Origin of the sequence: Cuspidothrix issatschenkoi CHARLIE-1 (assembly GCF_002934005.1) — a bacterium.
Classification (GTDB): Bacteria; Cyanobacteriota; Cyanobacteriia; order Cyanobacteriales; family Nostocaceae; genus Cuspidothrix; species Cuspidothrix issatschenkoi.
In genome coordinates this window covers 15,657-33,862 of record NZ_PGEM01000082.1, presented here as the reverse complement: position 1 = coordinate 33,862, position 18,206 = coordinate 15,657, and the positions used below count along the sequence as shown (strand labels likewise).

The window sequence follows — 18,206 nt, the reverse complement described above, 5'->3', positions numbered from 1 at the left end:
GTTAAGAACTCAGTCCAACTAGGCTTTTACAAGCCCTCACTTACCCGAAGGGAAGTGATGGGTGGTTGACTAGTCACTAGTTAATGGTCAATTATCGGGACTTAGGCAAAAAACACCTTTAAAATATCCTCAAACCTATATCCCAAAGGGGTTTTACATCGTTTCGATTGGTCTGTTGTTATATCTGGGTTACAGGCGTTTTTGGGTATTCAATGTATTTCCCTTACCCCGGAAGGATTTGAGGCTTATTTCTTCCTCAAAAGTGTTTAAGTCCCGTTATTAATAGTTAATCATCCTTCTTCATAAATTGGGATTGAAAACTATGAACTAATGACTAATTAAACCTACTGTGCCATCCGAGTGGGTTCATTCCCCCAGGCTGGAGTTGCAGCGGTTGCTGGACGTGTAGGACGGGCTGCTGGTTGAGGTGCTTCGTGAATTAAACCGCTCTGAGTGCTAACTTGCACGCAACTGGGGGTAAACAAGAAGATGCTTTCACCAATTCGTTCTTGATGTCCGTCTAAAGCGTATGTACCACCAGCAACAAAGTCAACAGCACGTTGAGCTTGATCAGGATCCATAATTGTCAAGTTCAATACTACTGATTTGCGTTCGCGCAATGCTTGAATTGCTTGAGGCATTTCTTCAAATGTGCGAGGTTCGAGGACTAGAACCTCGGATATCCCATTAATTGCACCCGGCATACCAATAACATTATTCATAGGTTTGGATACTGTTGCTGCTACTTCTTCTGTACTTGTTGATGGATTTTCCCGCCAGCGACGATTTACAGGAGTGGTTTCCTGTTGGGGTGCTGGTTGGGAATTTTCTTGTTGATAGACATTGCGATAGGAATCGGCTGTATCAGCTTCTTCCTCGTAATATTCGTATTCTACCTGCTCATTTAAGCCAACAAAGTCCCTGAGTTTAGAAAATATATTGCTCATCTTGTACGCTCCCGGGTTGAAATTTCCTTAATTTTCCTGACTATTAAGTTACCTTTATGTCCTTCTTAGGAAGTAGTTCTAATCATAGTAGATGTTTTACGTAGCATATTGTACTACTGACTTTAACCCTGAGTATCAGTTATCAGTTATCAGTAATCAACAAATATTGATGGTAATACCTGCACATTAACTAATCTGTAACAATGAGTTAAGATTATAGCCTAATCACTATTAAAGGCAAGGGTGGTGTCACCCCTTTTTTAGATTAATGATACTGGCGAGGGTATTATATTTTTTAACAATTATCAATAGCTGACCAGATAAATTCTTAAATGATGATCAATTATGCTGTATATCACCATAACCACAGCCCTAATTAAGATCGTTGACCAAATAAAATTGTACCTAATCTTACCATGGTTGCTCCTGCTGCAACTGCCAATAGATAATCCCCGGACATACCCATTGATAATTGCTGCATTGTAATATTTGACCAGTTTTGCCCCTGAATTGTTTGTGCTAATTCATAAGTACGATGAAACACCGACAAAATTTCCTCATCTTTTAAGTCTAGTGGGGGAATTGTCATCAAACCTTGAATTTGTAAATTTTGACATTGGTTAAGTGCTTCTAAGTCCGCCAATAATTCTGGTATCATCCAACCAGATTTGTTAGGATCGGGGAGAATTTTGATTTGTAAGCACACATTCGGGGACAAATCTAATTCTTGCGCTAGAGTATTTAAGCGTTGTGCGAGGGGTAAGCTATCAACAGAGTGAATCCAAGAAAATAATTCTAAGGCTTTTTTAGCCTTATTAGTTTGTAAATGCCCAATAAAGTGCCAGGTAATATCCGGTAAATCTTGTAACTCGGCTTGTTTACTGGCAGCTTCTTGGATGCGACTTTCGGCAAAATCACGAAGTCCTGCGGCATAAGCCTCCCGCATCAAGTCAGTAGATACTCTTTTTGTTACAGCAATCAACCTCACTGTAGATGGGAGTGAGGCCTGAATTTGAGTAACGTTATCGGTGATAGAATTACTCATTGGAAAGTCCGTTGGAGAACACCTTGAAGTTGTTTGTACTCTTGGGACGTGCCACTGCGGCGTAAAGTACGCAAGCGATTTTCCAGCATCATTCTCGCTTCAGTCCGGCCAATAGGCTGAAATTTCAGAACTTTAAGTTCAGTTGTGACTAGAAAAAATAAACGTTGGGCATAGAGTGTGGTAAACAGATCCTGGTTCTCATCAACCATACAGATCCTATAGAGTAAACCCCAAGTTGGATGATTTATGTAAGTTTCTGAGTTTTCTGGATTCATTTCATAGTCAAGGTTGGGAGGATATATAGCTTGCGATCGCAATTCACTAACATTCAGAATATAGTAAATCCCTTCCGCCAAAATTTCATTGACGGCGCAAAACTAAGGATTTTATTTAGATTTTCCCATGGGGAATGGTTGTTGCACGGGCTTCTTTCCATCCTGCCACAATTCTCCCCTCATGGCGCAAAGATGGACATTTATCCAGCCGAAATATAGTAGTTCAGGGGTAAAAGTCTTGTACTGTATGACTTTTCTGGTAATTTTTAGTCAAATACATAGAGAGATCAATAGATATTTACCAGATTTCAGATCCCCCAGATCCCCGACTTCTTGAAGAAGTCGGGGATCTTGTTACCGATGCTTCAGGGACGGAAAATTTTTCCCACCTAGTTGAATTTGTCCAGTGAGGCACCCAGATTTTAACCTAGTAACCAAATACTCTAAATCACTAGCAATAAAATTTGTGCCATGATCTGGTTCTACTAAGCTAATTAAATTCACATTATTGATTATTTGACTGCCTAAATTAGCAATGCCTAAAAAATTGAAAACTCCTGATTCATACGTACCACAAGGAACAGAAGGATTATCTACCCCAACACAATATTCATTATCTTCAAACCAATCAAAACTAGGATAGCCATGAAAATGAACAATTGGCGCACCATTGGCAATTAATTCTGGTGTGTATAAAGCCGCCGCCAGACTAATAGCCAACATCACATAAATATCATAGGAAGGTTTGATATCTGATTTTTTGGCATCACTTCCTAATGGTAATTGCAAATATAATTTATCTTGTAAACCAATCCTGAGAATATCAGCATCAATCTTTAGATCGGTTTTATTTGCACCAGAACGAGAACTCAATAGCCAAATATCCGGTATTTGCTTAAATTGATTTTCGCCATTAATATCTAGTTTAATATAACGCCTACCTTGTTCATTTTGACGCAATTCATAACTACTAAATCCCACCACAGGTAATAAATTTTCCCATTCATCACTTGTGATTTCTTGCTTACCCACATAATGAGGAGGTTCAGCATAAGCAACAAAACCATAGGATACTCCTGTTCTACCATTGACAATTACATCAACAATATCTCGATGGGATTTTCTTTTAATAACTTCATCCAACTTGAAGCCAGACGGAAATAAACCTGTAGATGCTAAGTCTTGCCCTAATTTTGCTAATTTTACCGCATAGGTTGATAGGTGAGGATTATATTCTCCTACTTCAAAACGACTAATTAATAAAGGAGTAATAGGGACAAAAATTTTCGGAATTAGTGATTTTAAAGCAAAATCTTCAATTTCATCTTGATCAAAAATAGAATCAGAAAGATTCATATTGAGAATGGAAAATCTTTCCTCACATACACCAATGACAATTTCTGAAAAAGTTTTTACTAATGTATTAATACCCAGACGGATTTTTTCTGAATAAGGTGTAACCGGGTTAACAAATTCATCATCTATATCAGTGAGAATTACCACTTGTGTATTAGTCGGATCTTCTACATATTTAGCGGCGTGATCTTCAGCCCAACTACTCAATTTAGCAATTTGAACAACAGACATTTGCTGTTTTTCTTTCAGCCATGTATAAGATAAGTTATACCAACCTTCTGCTACAAATATTCCTAATTTTCTTAACCATGAATTTGGTCTTTCTACATCTATTACAGCATCAATATCAGCTCTAACTCCGTGCATTTTTAAGGATTTATCCCAGTTCACAAGAGGAATTTTAATAGTGTGTTTTAATTCCGTTGTCGCTTCTCTCCAGGGAATTACTTTCACCCCATGCTTTTGCAAATAAAAAATTAATTTTTGGCGAAATCTAATAATAGCTTTATTTTGATAAAAATCAGGTAAAGGTCTAAAAGTAACTTTCAAATTTTCAGCCATGAATTGAGGGTTAATAATTGGCAATTGATATGCTTCTCCAGAAAATCCCCCAATTAATTTACCAATGGTCTGTAAACTAATACCTTGAATTAAAGGTTCACCAGCATAGTTATTATTAACAGTCATTTCCTGAATTAAGGCTAAAATATCTTCTTTGTGGGTGGATATTTCTACTTGTATTTCTGGAGTAATTACACCTTTGGGAGAACGAATATTTAGTTTGCTATTTTCTGCCCAAAATAATACACCTTGTTGAGTAAGTTTTGCTAAAATTTCTGCCGCGCTCATAACAAAGTTTCCTGTGTTTAAAAATCAGATTTTAGGAAAGAGGACACCTAGCTAAATTAGGCAATCCTAATCTGGCGAAGTGTCCCAATAATCAAGGAGGAAAAACTACATTGTCAGTAATTAAACAGAATTTGTAGAGGTTATATCTGGATAATTTCTGACTGGGAATTTTCTAATTCTTCAGATAATCTGAGAGAAAGTTCTTCAATAGTGGGATAATACCAAAGATGAATTAATGATATTTTGAATCCCAAAAGCTTTTCGGCTTTACTGGCGATAACTATGGTTTGTGCTGAGTCTAAACCGTAACTATCTAAAGGTTCACGAATATTTATTTCTTCTGGGTCTACGCCCAGTAAAGAGGAAATTTCTGCAACTAACCAAGCTTGAATTTTGGTGGCGTTATCTTGGTTATTAAGTAGGGAATTAGTAAGATTATTATTCATTTATGTTACTCCAGATATTAATTGATGAGACGAAAATTTCATAATGCAATTTATACAATTATCCACAATCTTTTCTATGGTTTGCCGATGTAAAGAAGGGTGAGAAAATACAAAATTGAGTGTCATTTTTTCCTTAAAAGTAGCAGCATGAACAATAAACATTCCTGCATATAAAGCATGAGAACCAACGAAACTGATTTCTTCTAGTTCTAATTCCCCATATCTATGGGGTATATTAACTTTACCCACATTAGAAACTGAAACTGTAGCAGATACTTGATTGGGGAATAGCAAAGAAAAATTTATGAGATGTTTAGCTAAAAAAACCATTTGAAAAATTTCCCCGTGGTGAATTTTCTTATTAAGCGTATGTTTTACCTTTCGCGCTAATTCCCAAAAGGAGGTATGATTATTAATTTGATAAAATGTCATCAAGGAAGCAGCTAAAACCGTCATATTTTCTCGACTAATTTCTGACTGCAACCGTCTTCTTAAATCAAGATATGATAAACAACTAACGCGACAAGTATTTTCATCGGTTTTAATAATTTCCTGGGAAGCTGTTAACATTAGTGCCGCACATAAAGCACCTTGTACTGTAGTATTTTCTTGTCTGCATTGCTGCATAAACTGTTCGGTTGCTTCTTGGCTAAGTCGTCTATGAATGATTTCACAACGGCGTTGAGAAATAGGAACATATTTTTCTACTCTTAATGCTTTTGGTTGATTCCAATATTTTTGAAATGCGATATTTAATAATAAAGCAATTCTACCTAGTTTGCTTTTGAAACTATTTGTCCATGTAGGTAATAGTTTTTCAATAGGTGGGAGAGATTCTAAAGTAGTGATAGCTTGAATCGGCTCACCAGCTTTGATTTTTTCACAATATGTTAAAATTTCTGAATGCAGTTGGATACTAGATAAACCGTCGGTAATAGCATGATGTGTAGTTGTAATTAAATAATTGATATTCTGCTGATTTGCTATTTTCACAAGTACAACTCTGAGCAGATATTTACTACTATCAATTACCTGATTCATCTCTGCATTTACGACTGCTTCCCATTCCTGACTTTCTCTAATATTAACAACTTCTAAAGGAAGTTTTCCTGTACCTGTAGACTGATAATAGTAAGAATTTTTAGAGTTAATAATGTGAGAATTAAGCGCGGGATGACGATATTGAATAATATCTAAAGACTGTCTGAGAACTGTTTCTTGAAGGTGTCCTTGAATCCGGCTAATGGTTACTAAATTCCATGTTTTAGCGCGTTGATTCAGAATTTCCATTGTTTCTTCTAGCTGTCCTAACTTTTTATTTATAGCCATATTTATCACAATCTTTGGTAAAATGTAGGTTGGGTTAAGGAACAAAACCCAACAAAATTCTTAATAATGTTGGGTTTCACTGTCACTCAACCCAAGCTACTTTGTGGATGATATTGGCTGTAATCTTCTGGCATTTGTAAGCCTTGGATTTTTAAGTTTTGAATGCGATATAAATACGCTGCTCCTGTCATAATTTCATCGGCAACATTAACTACTCGGCGATTATTAACATCTGCTAAATAAGAACCGCGTACCCAATTATTAAAGCTTCCCATAGCTGGGCCACACCAAATCTGATAATCAATTTCTCGACCTTTTTCTCCATTGTTTGACCATCGGGAAGATAGTCCTAAATACCAGCGAAATATTAATGCCATTTTTAGTTTAGGATTGTTGGCTGCTTTACTTAATTTTTCGGGGTTACGTTGGGATAAATAAGCAGATGTCTCTCGCCAAATTTCGGTAATTGTTTTTCGGAAAATTTGGTTTTCCAACTTTTCTATTTCATTTGGAGGAATTTCGCTGATTGAATTATAGTTTTTATATAATTCCCATAGTTTTTGAGCGCGCAGTGGGAAGAGAGTTCCTTTTTTCAGCACTTGCAGTTTTACTCCCATTTCAAACATATCTGCCGCCGGTGCCATCATTACATCTGTCATTTCTGCCTCTGCTAGTAACTTTTTTGTATACGCAGAAGTACCAGCTTCCAGGCAAGATTGATTAATAGAACCTGTAACAATATATGCTGCACCCATCATAAAAGCTGCTAATGCTGATTGAGGTGTAGAAATTCCCCCGGCAACACCAATTCTTACAGGTTTTTCATAACCATATTTGCGTTGAATTTCATCTCTTAATTCTAGGATAGAAGGTAATAAACAAACTAGAGGACGATTATCTGTATGTCCACCTGAATCTGCCTCTATGGTAATATCATCAGCTAAGGAAATTTTTTCCGCAAGATTAGCTTGCAATTCGCTAATTAACCCTTTTTCAACTAATTGTTTAATGATTTTTGTGGGTGCGGGTTGAAGAAATTTAGTAGCAACTTCTCGACGGGAAACCTTAGCGATGATTTTATTTTTGATTTCGATTTCATTAGCTGAATTTAAACTTAGTCCAGCCGCCCGATAGTAGACTATATTATCACTCAAATCTAAGAATGCAGAGGCTTCAATTATCCTGACTTGATGCTGTAAATACAAATCAATTAAACGCCGTTCTATAGCAGGTTCACTAGGACTATGAAGTAAGTTAAAAGCATAGGGTTTGTTATGTAAAGCTCCTTGAATTTTATGAATTGCTGTTTCTACTCGATGAGGAGATAAACCACCTGCACCAAAGGAGCTTAAAATATTGGCTTTCCCTAGAGTAATTACCATTTCTTCAGATGCAATACCTTGAGCCATCGCTCCAGTTGCATAAGCATATTTTACGCCATAAAACTCTAGAAAATTCGGATCACCTAATTGATTAAATGCTATGGCAGGAACAGATAAAACCATTTCTAGATCCTGATTTTTACCGTTAGCACTATATGATAAATTGCCTTGATTGCTAATGCCAATTTCTCCTTCTTTTTCAAGAATATAACAAGGTAAATTCAAATTCATCAGTTTATCTTTAATAGTTTTTGCATCAAAGGATACAGTATTTAAATCACCTTGCCATCTCTGATAATTGTTATTCATTGAACGATAAAAATTGAGTTTTTGTGGCAACTTATTTGTTAAATGATTCACGTTATTTAACCTCTAATTATCAAACTTGATAACCTTCATGATTTTGTAGGGTGGGCAATGCCCACCAGTAGATTTAAGAACTTGATTAATAAGTTCCTAAATGTAAATCTATTTTTCTTGTTTGGCCTCTATAACCATTTTTTTGTACACATCTAGTTGTTGCTGAAGAAATAAACTCAGTTGTTGGAGTGATGTTTGCCGAGATTGTAATAAAAATCCATGTGCTTTAGATAGACGACTATTATTATCATTTAAACTCTGATAATTAGGAATGGATTTCATTTTGCGTTCATAATTTAATAATGAATCATTTTGTAGAAATGATTGATTTTTGTAATTTCTATCTTGGTTAACTTTGCTCTCTGGAAGAGAATATAAAGGTGATAAATCCAACTCAACTCGATGACTAAAAAGTTTAGCTAATGCTTTAATAATAGAGGTATGATCATCTACACCTCGTCTATTAACAGATACAGTCAGATGTTCTTTATTTTTGAGAATTTCGCTAATCCAACGACTACAGTTACTGCCAACACCAACTTCAACGAAGATTCTGATATTATCATTATAAACATGATTGACTAAGCGAGGGAAATCTAGTTGATGACAAAGAGCTTTAGCAATATTTTTGCCGATTAAATGACTATCAATTGTAATGGGTGAATAATCAGCAGATGAATAGAAAATAGTGTCTGAATTTGCTTGAGTTGGCAAGGTATTAACTTTCACTAATTCATCATATTCAGAGTACATTGGTTCACAATGAATTACATGATTAATTGATGTAGGAAAGGCATCACACTTTAAGGTTTGAATAACTTTTTGACAAGTTTGGGTTTCACCAGCAATAACTACTTCTTCGGGTGTATTAATTAAAGGCATATAAACCCGTTGTTCATTTTTTAGCACTTCTTGCACTTCAGAAGGTGAACATATTAAAATGTAGTTACTCCAAAATTCTTCGCTTTTACTTTCATGAATTAAAGGTAATCCCCAATGCTGACGAACTGCATTTTTTGGGCCAGACAGTCGGGTTTTAAATAGAGGGGATGAGTTCAAGTAATCACTGGTACTTTTAAAGCTAGTCCAGACACCTTGGGCTAACATCATGCTAGTTTCGCCCAGACTATAACCAAAACTGTATGGTGATTTAATCTGGAAATTATTTTTAAGAATTGCTGTCATTAAACCGGCTATGCCAACTTCTGATTCCAGCATAGAGACGGGATCATCTATTAATGTTTGTTCTATGCTTTCTAGTTGTCTTTTTGATAATTTATTGATGCTGCGAGGATAGATAATTTTTTCAATGTTAGCGACTCGATTATAAACACTCCTAATGACAGCATCATCATATAATTGGGGGAAAAGACGAAAAATATTTCTTCCTAGTCCGATATAAGAAGTAAAAGAACCAGGATAAACAAAGGCTACATAACCTTTTTTTCCTTGGGGGTTAACGGTAAAATAACTACCTAAAGGAGTTTGCCAATCCTTACCAGTATCGAAAGCAATATTTACTCCCTGAATTGCCCTAACAATTTCCCGTTTTAACTCCTCTAAATTTCGTGCTAGAATTGCTAAGGCATAGGTTAATTTTTGAGATTGTTGATATTTTTGAAAATAATCACTAGCAAGTTGAGATAGAGAAGAAACATCTGTGATATTTTCTTGAAGTGCGGTTATTTGTGTTAACAAAGAAGAACGATCATCAGCCGCAATAGTAAATAAATAATAAGGCATTTCTGCTAAATATTTGCTATTATGTTCTATTTGGCTGATGTCTTCTGATAAAATTAAATGTCCATAGGTATCATCATCTTCCATCATATTTATTGCAGCAATTCTTTTAGTCGCACCAGGTTCTAAAAACCAAGGTTTTGATTCTATTGCGACATAAAAAGGACTTTTACTCCACATTTCTGGTTGTTGAGGATGAGACCATTGGGGAACACCGGGAATATAGCGATGATATAGACAAAGTGCGGTTTTAATGAGGCTAAATATTCCTGCTGTAGCTTGTGTGTTGCCAATATTTGCTTTAACGCTACCTAGTGCACAACTCAGATTTATTTCCCCTGTCTGATAGGCTGATATTAACCCTTGAATTTCTGCTATATCTGCGTCGGGAATACCACTGGCAACTACTTCTAAATAACCAATATCTGCGGATTGAATATCTGCTTTTTGAAATGCCTTTTGACAAACTTGATTAATAGTTTCTGGATGATTTGGAGAGTGTTTTGTCACACTCAAACTATCAATAACTGCATAGATGCAATGATTTTGTTGCTGGGCTGTTTCATGCAATTGTAATACTACTGCGGCTGCACCTGATGTTTTAATAATACCTTTGGCGTTTTGGTCATAACTGAAAGTAGGTACATCTATATTACTTTCTATGGGATGATTGTTATCTATGCCGACGATTAAAACAGTTTCTACTTGTTTAGTATTTAATAAGTTTTGACTTACATCCAAGGCTGATAAAATAGACTTCTCTTCAGCAAAAAAGGCTAATTCACATGAAACATAATTAGCTAATTTAGCTGAATTTTCTGTGGGAGAAATAATGATTAATCCTAGCTTGGTTTCTGGTTTAATTTTAGCATTTTCTAAAGCGGAATAGATAATCGTGGGACTGGGGCAAGAATCATGAGATATAACTATATTTTGTTTCGTTTCATAAATTAATCGTTCAAATTGATTTAATGTTGGTGAATTATTAACAAAACAATCCATACCGATAATTGCTAATTTTTGATTTTGGGCAATTGTTTTCATTATCATTCTCCATTTTTTAGAATTTTTTAGAAATGTTCGCGAAGCGTGCATACAGCGCATAACACAGAGGAGTAGGGGTAATTAATGAATTACCCCTACGGGTAAAATATCTAATATTTGGCTATTTGATTTGGTAAAATTGTTCCTTTCGCACCAATCATACGATTATAAATTTCTCCTTGGCGGTTATAGGTAATCACATCTGTAATTACTGATGATTCGGTTTTTGATTGCACTTCACAAGTTACATAAAATGTTTCACCAAAGGGAACTTTTGCAAATTGCTCAAATTGCTTAATTTCTGATGGCAAACATCCAACTTGATGAAAGTGTTGTGTCCAAATCCAGAGGGAATGAATCTGGACATCTGCAATGTAGGGATTGAATGTTTGCACTGGGAATTGTCCCTGTTGCTGTGGTGTTGGTTCTGCTAAACAACATTCAATGGTTATTTTACTAGGACTAGCATTTAAAACAGATTTTACGCCTTGAAAAGTAACTCCATGAAATAGACTAGCAGTATTTACTTGATAGAGTTCTTGATTAGTTTTAAGAAAGTTCTCATCTTGATTAAAGTTGAGGTTTACATAATTTGGAGGTGTGGGAATTTCTCGCTTGAGAATTAGATTTGTGCTGAAATGATAGCGAATTTTTCCGTCTGCTGTCTTACTGCTAATTTTAGCAGCAAATTCTATTTCTTGATTTTCATATTTCGCAAGTTCTTGAATTTCTAAAAGATATTCATTTGTGATGCTATCATCAAAAACTATGCCTTTTAAAACTTTGAAATTAGGAGAACTAAAGGCTGTAAATCCTGGATAAAGTTGTTCACAAGCATTAGTCATCCATAATAACCCACAGGTAGCTGGAAGTACGGGACGATCAGCAATAACATGATCCTGTAAAAATGGGTTTTCTGCTAATGTTAACTGGCGTTTAATGCGATAGGTTTTTAACTCATTTGATAAAGTCGGAGGAACATAAATTAAAGGACTACCAATCACTAATTGAACTGTATTTTGGTCGGTATTATGGAGTTCATCAACTAATATTTGTGTTCCTGTTTCTACGGGAATAACTTCAATTCCTCTTTCTACAAAAGCCTTTTTTAATTCTGGTGATACCATGCCACTTTCCCAAGGACCCCAGTTAATAGCCATGACATGACAACTAGGGTAATTATGTTTAATTAAATGGGCAGATTTGTTTAGGATTTCATTAGCTAGGGCATAATCTGATTGTCCCACATTCCCATAAAATCCCACTACAGAAGAAAACAAAACTAAATATTGCAATTGACTTGCTGGTACACACTGGAGGAGATTTTCTAAACCTGTAACTTTAGCTGCATAAACATTTTCAAAATCTTGAATTGATTTTTTTTCAATGCGTTTATCAGCTAAGTTTCCTGCACCATGAATTATGCCAGTTATCGCCCCAAACCGTTCAATTACATCTGCAAGTTTTGACTCTAGTAATACTGCATCAGTAATATCAACACTCAGATATTCTGCTTCTCCTCCTGCTTGTTTAATAGCTTTGAGAGTATTTTGAATTTCTCTTTGTGAGGAAATCTTTTGATACTTTTTGTGCACCATTATCGGGGTTGGTTTTTCCCCTTGTGCTTGGAAATTATCTAAAATTCGCTGTTTTAATTCCGCTTCATTTTCACAGTTTTCTGCCCAAACTGCTTCATCTTCTGGACTGGAACGCCCTAAGAGAATAAATTTACATTGATATTCTTGGGCAATTTTAATTACACATTGGGCTGTGATTCCTTTTGCACCACCACTAACTAAAAATACTTGATCTTTGGTAATTTCTCGGTGAGAATTGGTGCTGCTTAAAGGTGCATAATCTGCAGTTAAAGTAACTCTGCCTTTGCTACTATATCCTACTTCTTGAATTAACAAATTGGGATCATGAATTTCATCAAGAATGTATTTTACAGATGTTTCTGCATTTAAATCTGGATTTAAGTCAAGGGAACGACAAAATACATTTTCCCATTCTTGATTAATACTCTTACTAAGTCCGAATAGTCCTCCTGCAATTGCACTAAAATTATGGGTTTCTCCTAATCCAAATTCTCCATCTAAATGTGCAATGTTAATAAAACAACTACGTCCAAGTTTTGCAGCTTCATTGAGTGATTCTTTGAGATATTTGGCGATTAAGAAAACATGGAGAAGAATAGATTTCTCTATTTCTAATGATGTGACTGGGTGCAGATGGATAAATGCAGCTACAGTACCATAATCATTAGTAATGTGTTTTAACTGTTCTTGTAAACTATGTTCATTCCAATCAGTTAAAACTACTCTATTGATTCCTTCATTAACAGTAGATTGGATACCAGAAAAACTTAAAACTACAGTTTTCCAACCTTTGGCTATCAAACTTTCTGCTAATTTTTTAGTAGTATCAGAACCATCATCAGTGATTAATGCAATGTGATTTTCAGGAAGTGAAAATTCTAACCTATCAGGTGTGGGAAGTTGCTGTAGTTTCGCAATACTACGACGGATATTTTGTTGAGATTTATTGATTTTGACATCTACTATTTCTCCAGTTAATAACTTAGTAATTCCCTGAAATTGTTGCTGTATATAATTGGCAATTTCGCCTAAAGTTCTCAATTCTCCAATTTCTTCGGGGTTGGGTTGCGGTAAGTTGGGATATAGTTCTAATAAACCTCCTAGAATTTCCACTCGTTTAATAGAGTCAATTCCTAAATCTGCTTCCATATCCATGGATAGTTCGAGCATTTCTACAGGATAACCTGTTTTTTCGCTGACAACTGTTAGCAAGATATGGCTTAAATCTGCGGGAATTTCTATTGGTTGTTTTTGTTCCTCAACTTCCAGTGTAGATTTAATTAATTCAGGTTGGGGAACTGCTGCTAAGATTTCTGTAGCAATACATTCTGTTGATAATTCAACTGTTTGATTGACAATATCTGGAACTAAATTCTGCATATATTCTGCAATTTGTTCCAAGGTTCTTAATTGTCCTAATTCTTCAGGGTTAGGTTGAGGTAAGTCGGGATATAGTTCTAATAAACCTCCTAGAATTTCCACTCGTTTAATAGAGTCAATTCCCAAATCTGCTTCCATATCCATGGATAGTTCGAGCATTTCTACAGGATAACCTGTTTTTTCGCTGACAACGTTTAGCAGAGTTTGACTAAGGGTAGCTTTGTCTATTTTAATTGGAGTTTTAGGAACTACAGTAATCGTTTTTTCATCCTTTTCTAATTCCTCTAAAATTGGTGGAGAAACAATAATTTCTCTGGCAACAATATCTGGAAATTGAGAATGATTTACGTAGTTAATGACTCTATTTTCTGAAGTCAATAAATGAAAATGTTGTTGCAGAAGTTGAAAATAATATTGGGTATATTCCTGTTGATATTTGAGATATTGTTCATGAATGCGGAGGGTATCACCTTGATGATCATGAAACCGCATCATGTTCCGTTCAGAATTAGAAATTGCTAATTGCTGAGTTTGGAATTGATCTTCAGTAAGTTCACTATTTTTCAATAATGAATACTGTTGTTCCATTAATTGAGAAAATGTCTTTGTGTATTCTGTTTGATTTTGCAAAGATTGTTCATGAACGTGGATAATATCTCTTTGTTGCTGACTAAATTCTGTGATGAAATTTTCTAAGCTATGAATAACCTTTTCATAATCTTGAGGCTGAATTTCAACTTTTTCTAATTGACCATTAAATGAAGTTGGAGGTTTATCATCACCCTGTGACTGATGATTTCCGTTAAATGAAGTTGGGGGTTTATCATCACCCTGTGACTGATGATTTCCGTTAAATGAAGTTGGGGGTTTGTTATTATTCTGTGATTGATGATTGTGATTAAATGAAGTTGGAGGTTTATTATTAACTGTTGCTTGGGGAGATGCTATCGTGACAGAATGACCATTTTCTAAAGCTTTAGCAAAGGCTTTTTGAGTTTTTTCACTAATGTTGGTACTATTTAAACGTACATTCAAAACTTTTTGCTGAGGATTAGTTTCAGGAATATGAGTAGGGACTTGATAGGGATCTAAATTTTGCAAAGATACACCAGTTACCTGTAATTGAACTATGGCTTCTCTTAGACTTCTATCGCTATTTTTGCTAGAATTTGGATTTATAGCTATAGCTATGTGAGGTTGATCATGTAAAATCTCTTTGACTAAATTGGTGAGGACATTTTTGGGTCCAAATTCTACAAAGCAACGACCACCAGCAGCATAGATATTTTCAATTTCTTGCTGGAATAATACCTGATTTAACAATTGTTCTTTGAGAATTTTTTGAATTAAATGGGGTGCTTGAGGATATGATTTACCTGTAACATTAGTATAGACAGGAATTTCTGGTTCGTTGAAATTTACCTTTTCAATGGCTTGGGCAAAAGGTTTTTGGGCATGAGATACTAATGGTGTATGAAAGGCTGCGGAAACTCCTAATAAAAATGTAGAAAATCCTTGCTGTTTGAGAACTTTTTGAACTTGATTAATTTCCTCTTTTTTTCCAGCTAATACTACTTGTTGTTGAGAATTCTTATTAGCAATTGCGACTTGGGGAAAGTTTTTAATTACTTCCTGAATTTGGCTAATATCACCTTTCACAGCTAACATTGCCCCGGCATCAAAATCTGAATTTTCAGGTGTAGCCATGGCTTGTCCTCTAGCTTTCACTAAGAACAAATAATCTTCTTCACTTAATACACCTGCAACCCATAAAGCGGTTAATTCTCCGAAGCTATGACCGGCGACAAAATCGGGTTTAAATCCTCCTTGTTGCAATATTTTATATAATCCTGCACTAAACGCACCAATTGCCGGTTGTGCATATTCAGTTTTTTGCAATGTTGCTAACTGAATTTGTTTTTGTTGTTGATCAAAAACTGGCGGCGGAAATACTACACTTGATAGAGACTGTAACCTATCTTCACATAGAAGACTATCTATATGAGTATAGGTTTGGCGTAAGCAAGGAAAGTTGATCACCAACTCCCGCCCCATATTTAGGTATTGTGAACCCTGTCCAGAAAACAAAGCTACTATTTTACCTTTCGTGTCTATCCCTGCTTGCCGATAGTAAATGCCTTGAGGATGTTCCCATGATTCGGCTTCAGGCTTTTGTGTTAACGTCGTGATCACGACTTGTAAAAATTCCTCTGCTTGCGCTGCATTATTCGCTACAAAGCCAAACCTGGCATAACTAGGAGGTATTTCTGTTGATTTAGAGTCTAAAATTAGTTGTTGATAGTATTTTTCTTTACTATCACTTTGTAGTTGCTGTTGGATTTGTTGACAACGAGATAGCAACTCTGAAACCGTTGGGGCAAATAGCAGTAATGATTGTGGATGATGGTGAAGACGATAAGGGTGATGATGTTCATGTTGATATTCCTCTAACACGACATGATAATTAGTACCACCAAAACCAAAGGCACTGACTCCAGCCCGACGCGGTTGGGTAGGATGACTTACCCAAGGTCTAGTCTCCGTATTTAAGTAAAATGGCGAGTTCTCAATATTCAGTTTAGGATGGGGTTTGCTGACATTAATCGTAGGTGGTAAGACTTTGTGATGCAACGCCAAAGCCGCTTTAATTAAACTTGCTGCACCAGCAGCCGCTTTAGTATGACCAATTTGTGATTTGACAGTTCCTAAAGCAATATGCTGTTTTTTCGGGTTATTTTCGCCAAAAACGCTGGTAATTGAGGAAAATTCTGTAGGATCTCCTACCATTGTTCCTGTGCCATGGGCTTCAATTAGTCCTACACTGGCAGGAGAAATACCTGCGTCAGAATAGGCTCGATGCAACGCATTAATTTGACCTTCGGGACGGGGTGCATAGATACTTTTATACTTACCGTCGCTAGAACTGCCAACACCTTTAATGACTGCATAGATGCGATCGCCATCTCTTTCTGCATCTTCTAGGCGCTTGAGTACCAGCATTCCCACGCCTTCCCCCAACATCATCCCATCCGCATCAGCATCAAATGGTCTGACCTTATCCCCAGGTGATACTGCCGGAGTTTTACTAAAGCACATATAGGCGAAAATAGAGTTATCCGTATCCACCCCGCCAGTTATCATCATGTCGGCGCGATGTTCCACTAACTCGCTAATAGCCATTCTTAATGCACCTAAAGAACTAGCACAGGCTGCATCAACTACGCAGTTCATTCCGCCTAAATCTAAACGGTTGGCGATACGTCCAGAAATCACATTTGCTAACATTCCGGGGAAGGCGTTTTCTTCCCATTGGACATAGCCACTTTTCAATTTTTCGATGATTTTTTGCGTATCTTCATCCGATAAACCACTACTTTTGAGAACTTTTTCCCAAACTGGAAATTGCAATCTTGCACCTAAAGGAACGGCTAATTGTCTGCCAATTGCTACCCCTAATATTACCCCTGTCCGTTCATGATTAAATTTGCGAGATGCACCATAACCTGCATCTTCCATTGCCTCTTTAGCTACTACCAAACCCAGCAATTGGGAAATATCTGTCACCTCCAAAATATTGGGAGGTAAGCCAAATTCCATGGGATTAAAATCAATATCCGGTAAAAAACCTCCCCGTTTACAATAGGTTTTATCTGGTGCTTTTGGGTCTGGATCATAATAATCATCTATCTGCCAACGGGAGGGAGGAATATCAGTAATACAATCTACTTCCTGAATAATATTTTCCCAGTATTCTTGTAAATTTTTCGCCTGGGGAAAAATAGAAGCCATCCCAATAATTGCTACATTAGTTGTTCGCAATTTGGCATTAATTTCATTTTTCATTTTTGTTGTATCAGTCATTTTTCTTTTCAGATTTATCATTTTAAGTACAGACTTTTCACAGTTACTAATTTCATCTTGTAACTGTGCGAAAGCAGCTTCAAGTTGGGAAGCAGCCATGATCATGTTTCCCTCTTTTAATCTCGCAATCTAGAGGTGAATAGAAGATAATTTTCAGCTAAATGAGATACAGATATTAATGATAAAAATTTGCTGATTTGGGTATCCTCGTACTAACACAGTCGAAGTTTTTCCCGTGGGAATTGTACCTCAATTAAATCAAAGTCCTGTCAATATTCTCATCGTGAACATAGGCTGATTTATTTTCTAGCCTAGGCATTAAATTTCTATCAGATTTCTATCTGAATTATTACATTGTGGTGACAACACTATCGCAACTCATCAGCTACCTATGTGCAACTTAAAAAAGTCGTGCAAATGAAAAATTGATAGAGTTGTAGAAAAATTCTTTTTTACTTATCCAATACAATCATTATTATCTAAGTTTTAGCCATTTTGACCAAAGTTGCATAGAGATTGCATATTCTAAGATCAACTTATTACGATCTTTATCTTTAATTCATAATTTTTCCTATACTAATTATTAACTATATA

At 35.9% G+C, this 18,206-nt stretch carries 9 protein-coding genes; all 9 read right to left on the bottom strand.

Going from position 1 to position 18,206, the window contains the following annotated elements:
- Positions 1 to 344: 344 nt before the first annotated feature.
- The 9 genes from CUN59_RS12215 to CUN59_RS12175 all read right to left on the bottom strand — a co-directional run bounded on the left by CUN59_RS12215 (position 345) and on the right by CUN59_RS12175 (position 17,711).
- Complete coding sequence (locus tag CUN59_RS12215; protein ID WP_104388101.1) at positions 345 to 947, bottom strand: cell division protein SepF; 603 nt, start codon at positions 945 to 947, stop codon at positions 345 to 347.
- A gap of 376 nt (positions 948 to 1,323) precedes the next feature.
- On the bottom strand, positions 1,324 to 1,992 hold the full coding sequence (locus CUN59_RS12210; protein ID WP_104388100.1) for a YggS family pyridoxal phosphate-dependent enzyme: 669 nt from the start codon (positions 1,990 to 1,992) through the stop codon (positions 1,324 to 1,326).
- A complete protein-coding gene (pipX, locus tag CUN59_RS12205; RefSeq protein ID WP_104388103.1) occupies positions 1,989 to 2,267 on the bottom strand; it encodes a transcriptional coactivator PipX in 279 nt (92 codons plus the stop codon). The genes CUN59_RS12210 and pipX overlap by 4 nt, the downstream gene beginning before the upstream one ends.
- Positions 2,268 to 2,621: 354 nt before the next feature.
- A complete protein-coding gene (locus CUN59_RS12200; RefSeq protein ID WP_104388099.1) occupies positions 2,622 to 4,472 on the bottom strand; it encodes a TubC N-terminal docking domain-related protein in 1,851 nt (616 codons plus the stop codon).
- A 140-nt stretch (positions 4,473 to 4,612) separates the two neighbouring features.
- Positions 4,613 to 4,918 (bottom strand): acyl carrier protein, encoded by a 306-nt coding sequence (locus CUN59_RS12195; protein ID WP_104388098.1) that lies wholly within the window; start codon positions 4,916 to 4,918, stop codon positions 4,613 to 4,615.
- A complete protein-coding gene (locus tag CUN59_RS12190) occupies positions 4,919 to 6,247 on the bottom strand; it encodes a phthiocerol/phthiodiolone dimycocerosyl transferase family protein (protein WP_104388097.1) in 1,329 nt (442 codons plus the stop codon).
- An 86-nt stretch (positions 6,248 to 6,333) separates the two neighbouring features.
- Entirely contained in the window at positions 6,334 to 7,938 is a 1,605-nt protein-coding gene (locus CUN59_RS12185; RefSeq protein ID WP_104388102.1) for a PfaD family polyunsaturated fatty acid/polyketide biosynthesis protein, read from the bottom strand.
- A 159-nt stretch (positions 7,939 to 8,097) separates the two neighbouring features.
- The gene (locus tag CUN59_RS12180) at positions 8,098 to 10,773 is read right to left on the bottom strand and encodes a PfaB family protein (RefSeq protein ID WP_104388096.1); all 2,676 of its coding nucleotides are present in this window, start codon (positions 10,771 to 10,773) and stop codon (positions 8,098 to 8,100) included.
- A 110-nt stretch (positions 10,774 to 10,883) separates the two neighbouring features.
- Positions 10,884 to 17,711: a type I polyketide synthase gene (locus tag CUN59_RS12175; RefSeq protein ID WP_104388095.1), complete on the bottom strand. Its 6,828-nt coding sequence runs from the start codon at positions 17,709 to 17,711 to the stop codon at positions 10,884 to 10,886.
- Positions 17,712 to 18,206 lie beyond the last annotated feature (495 nt).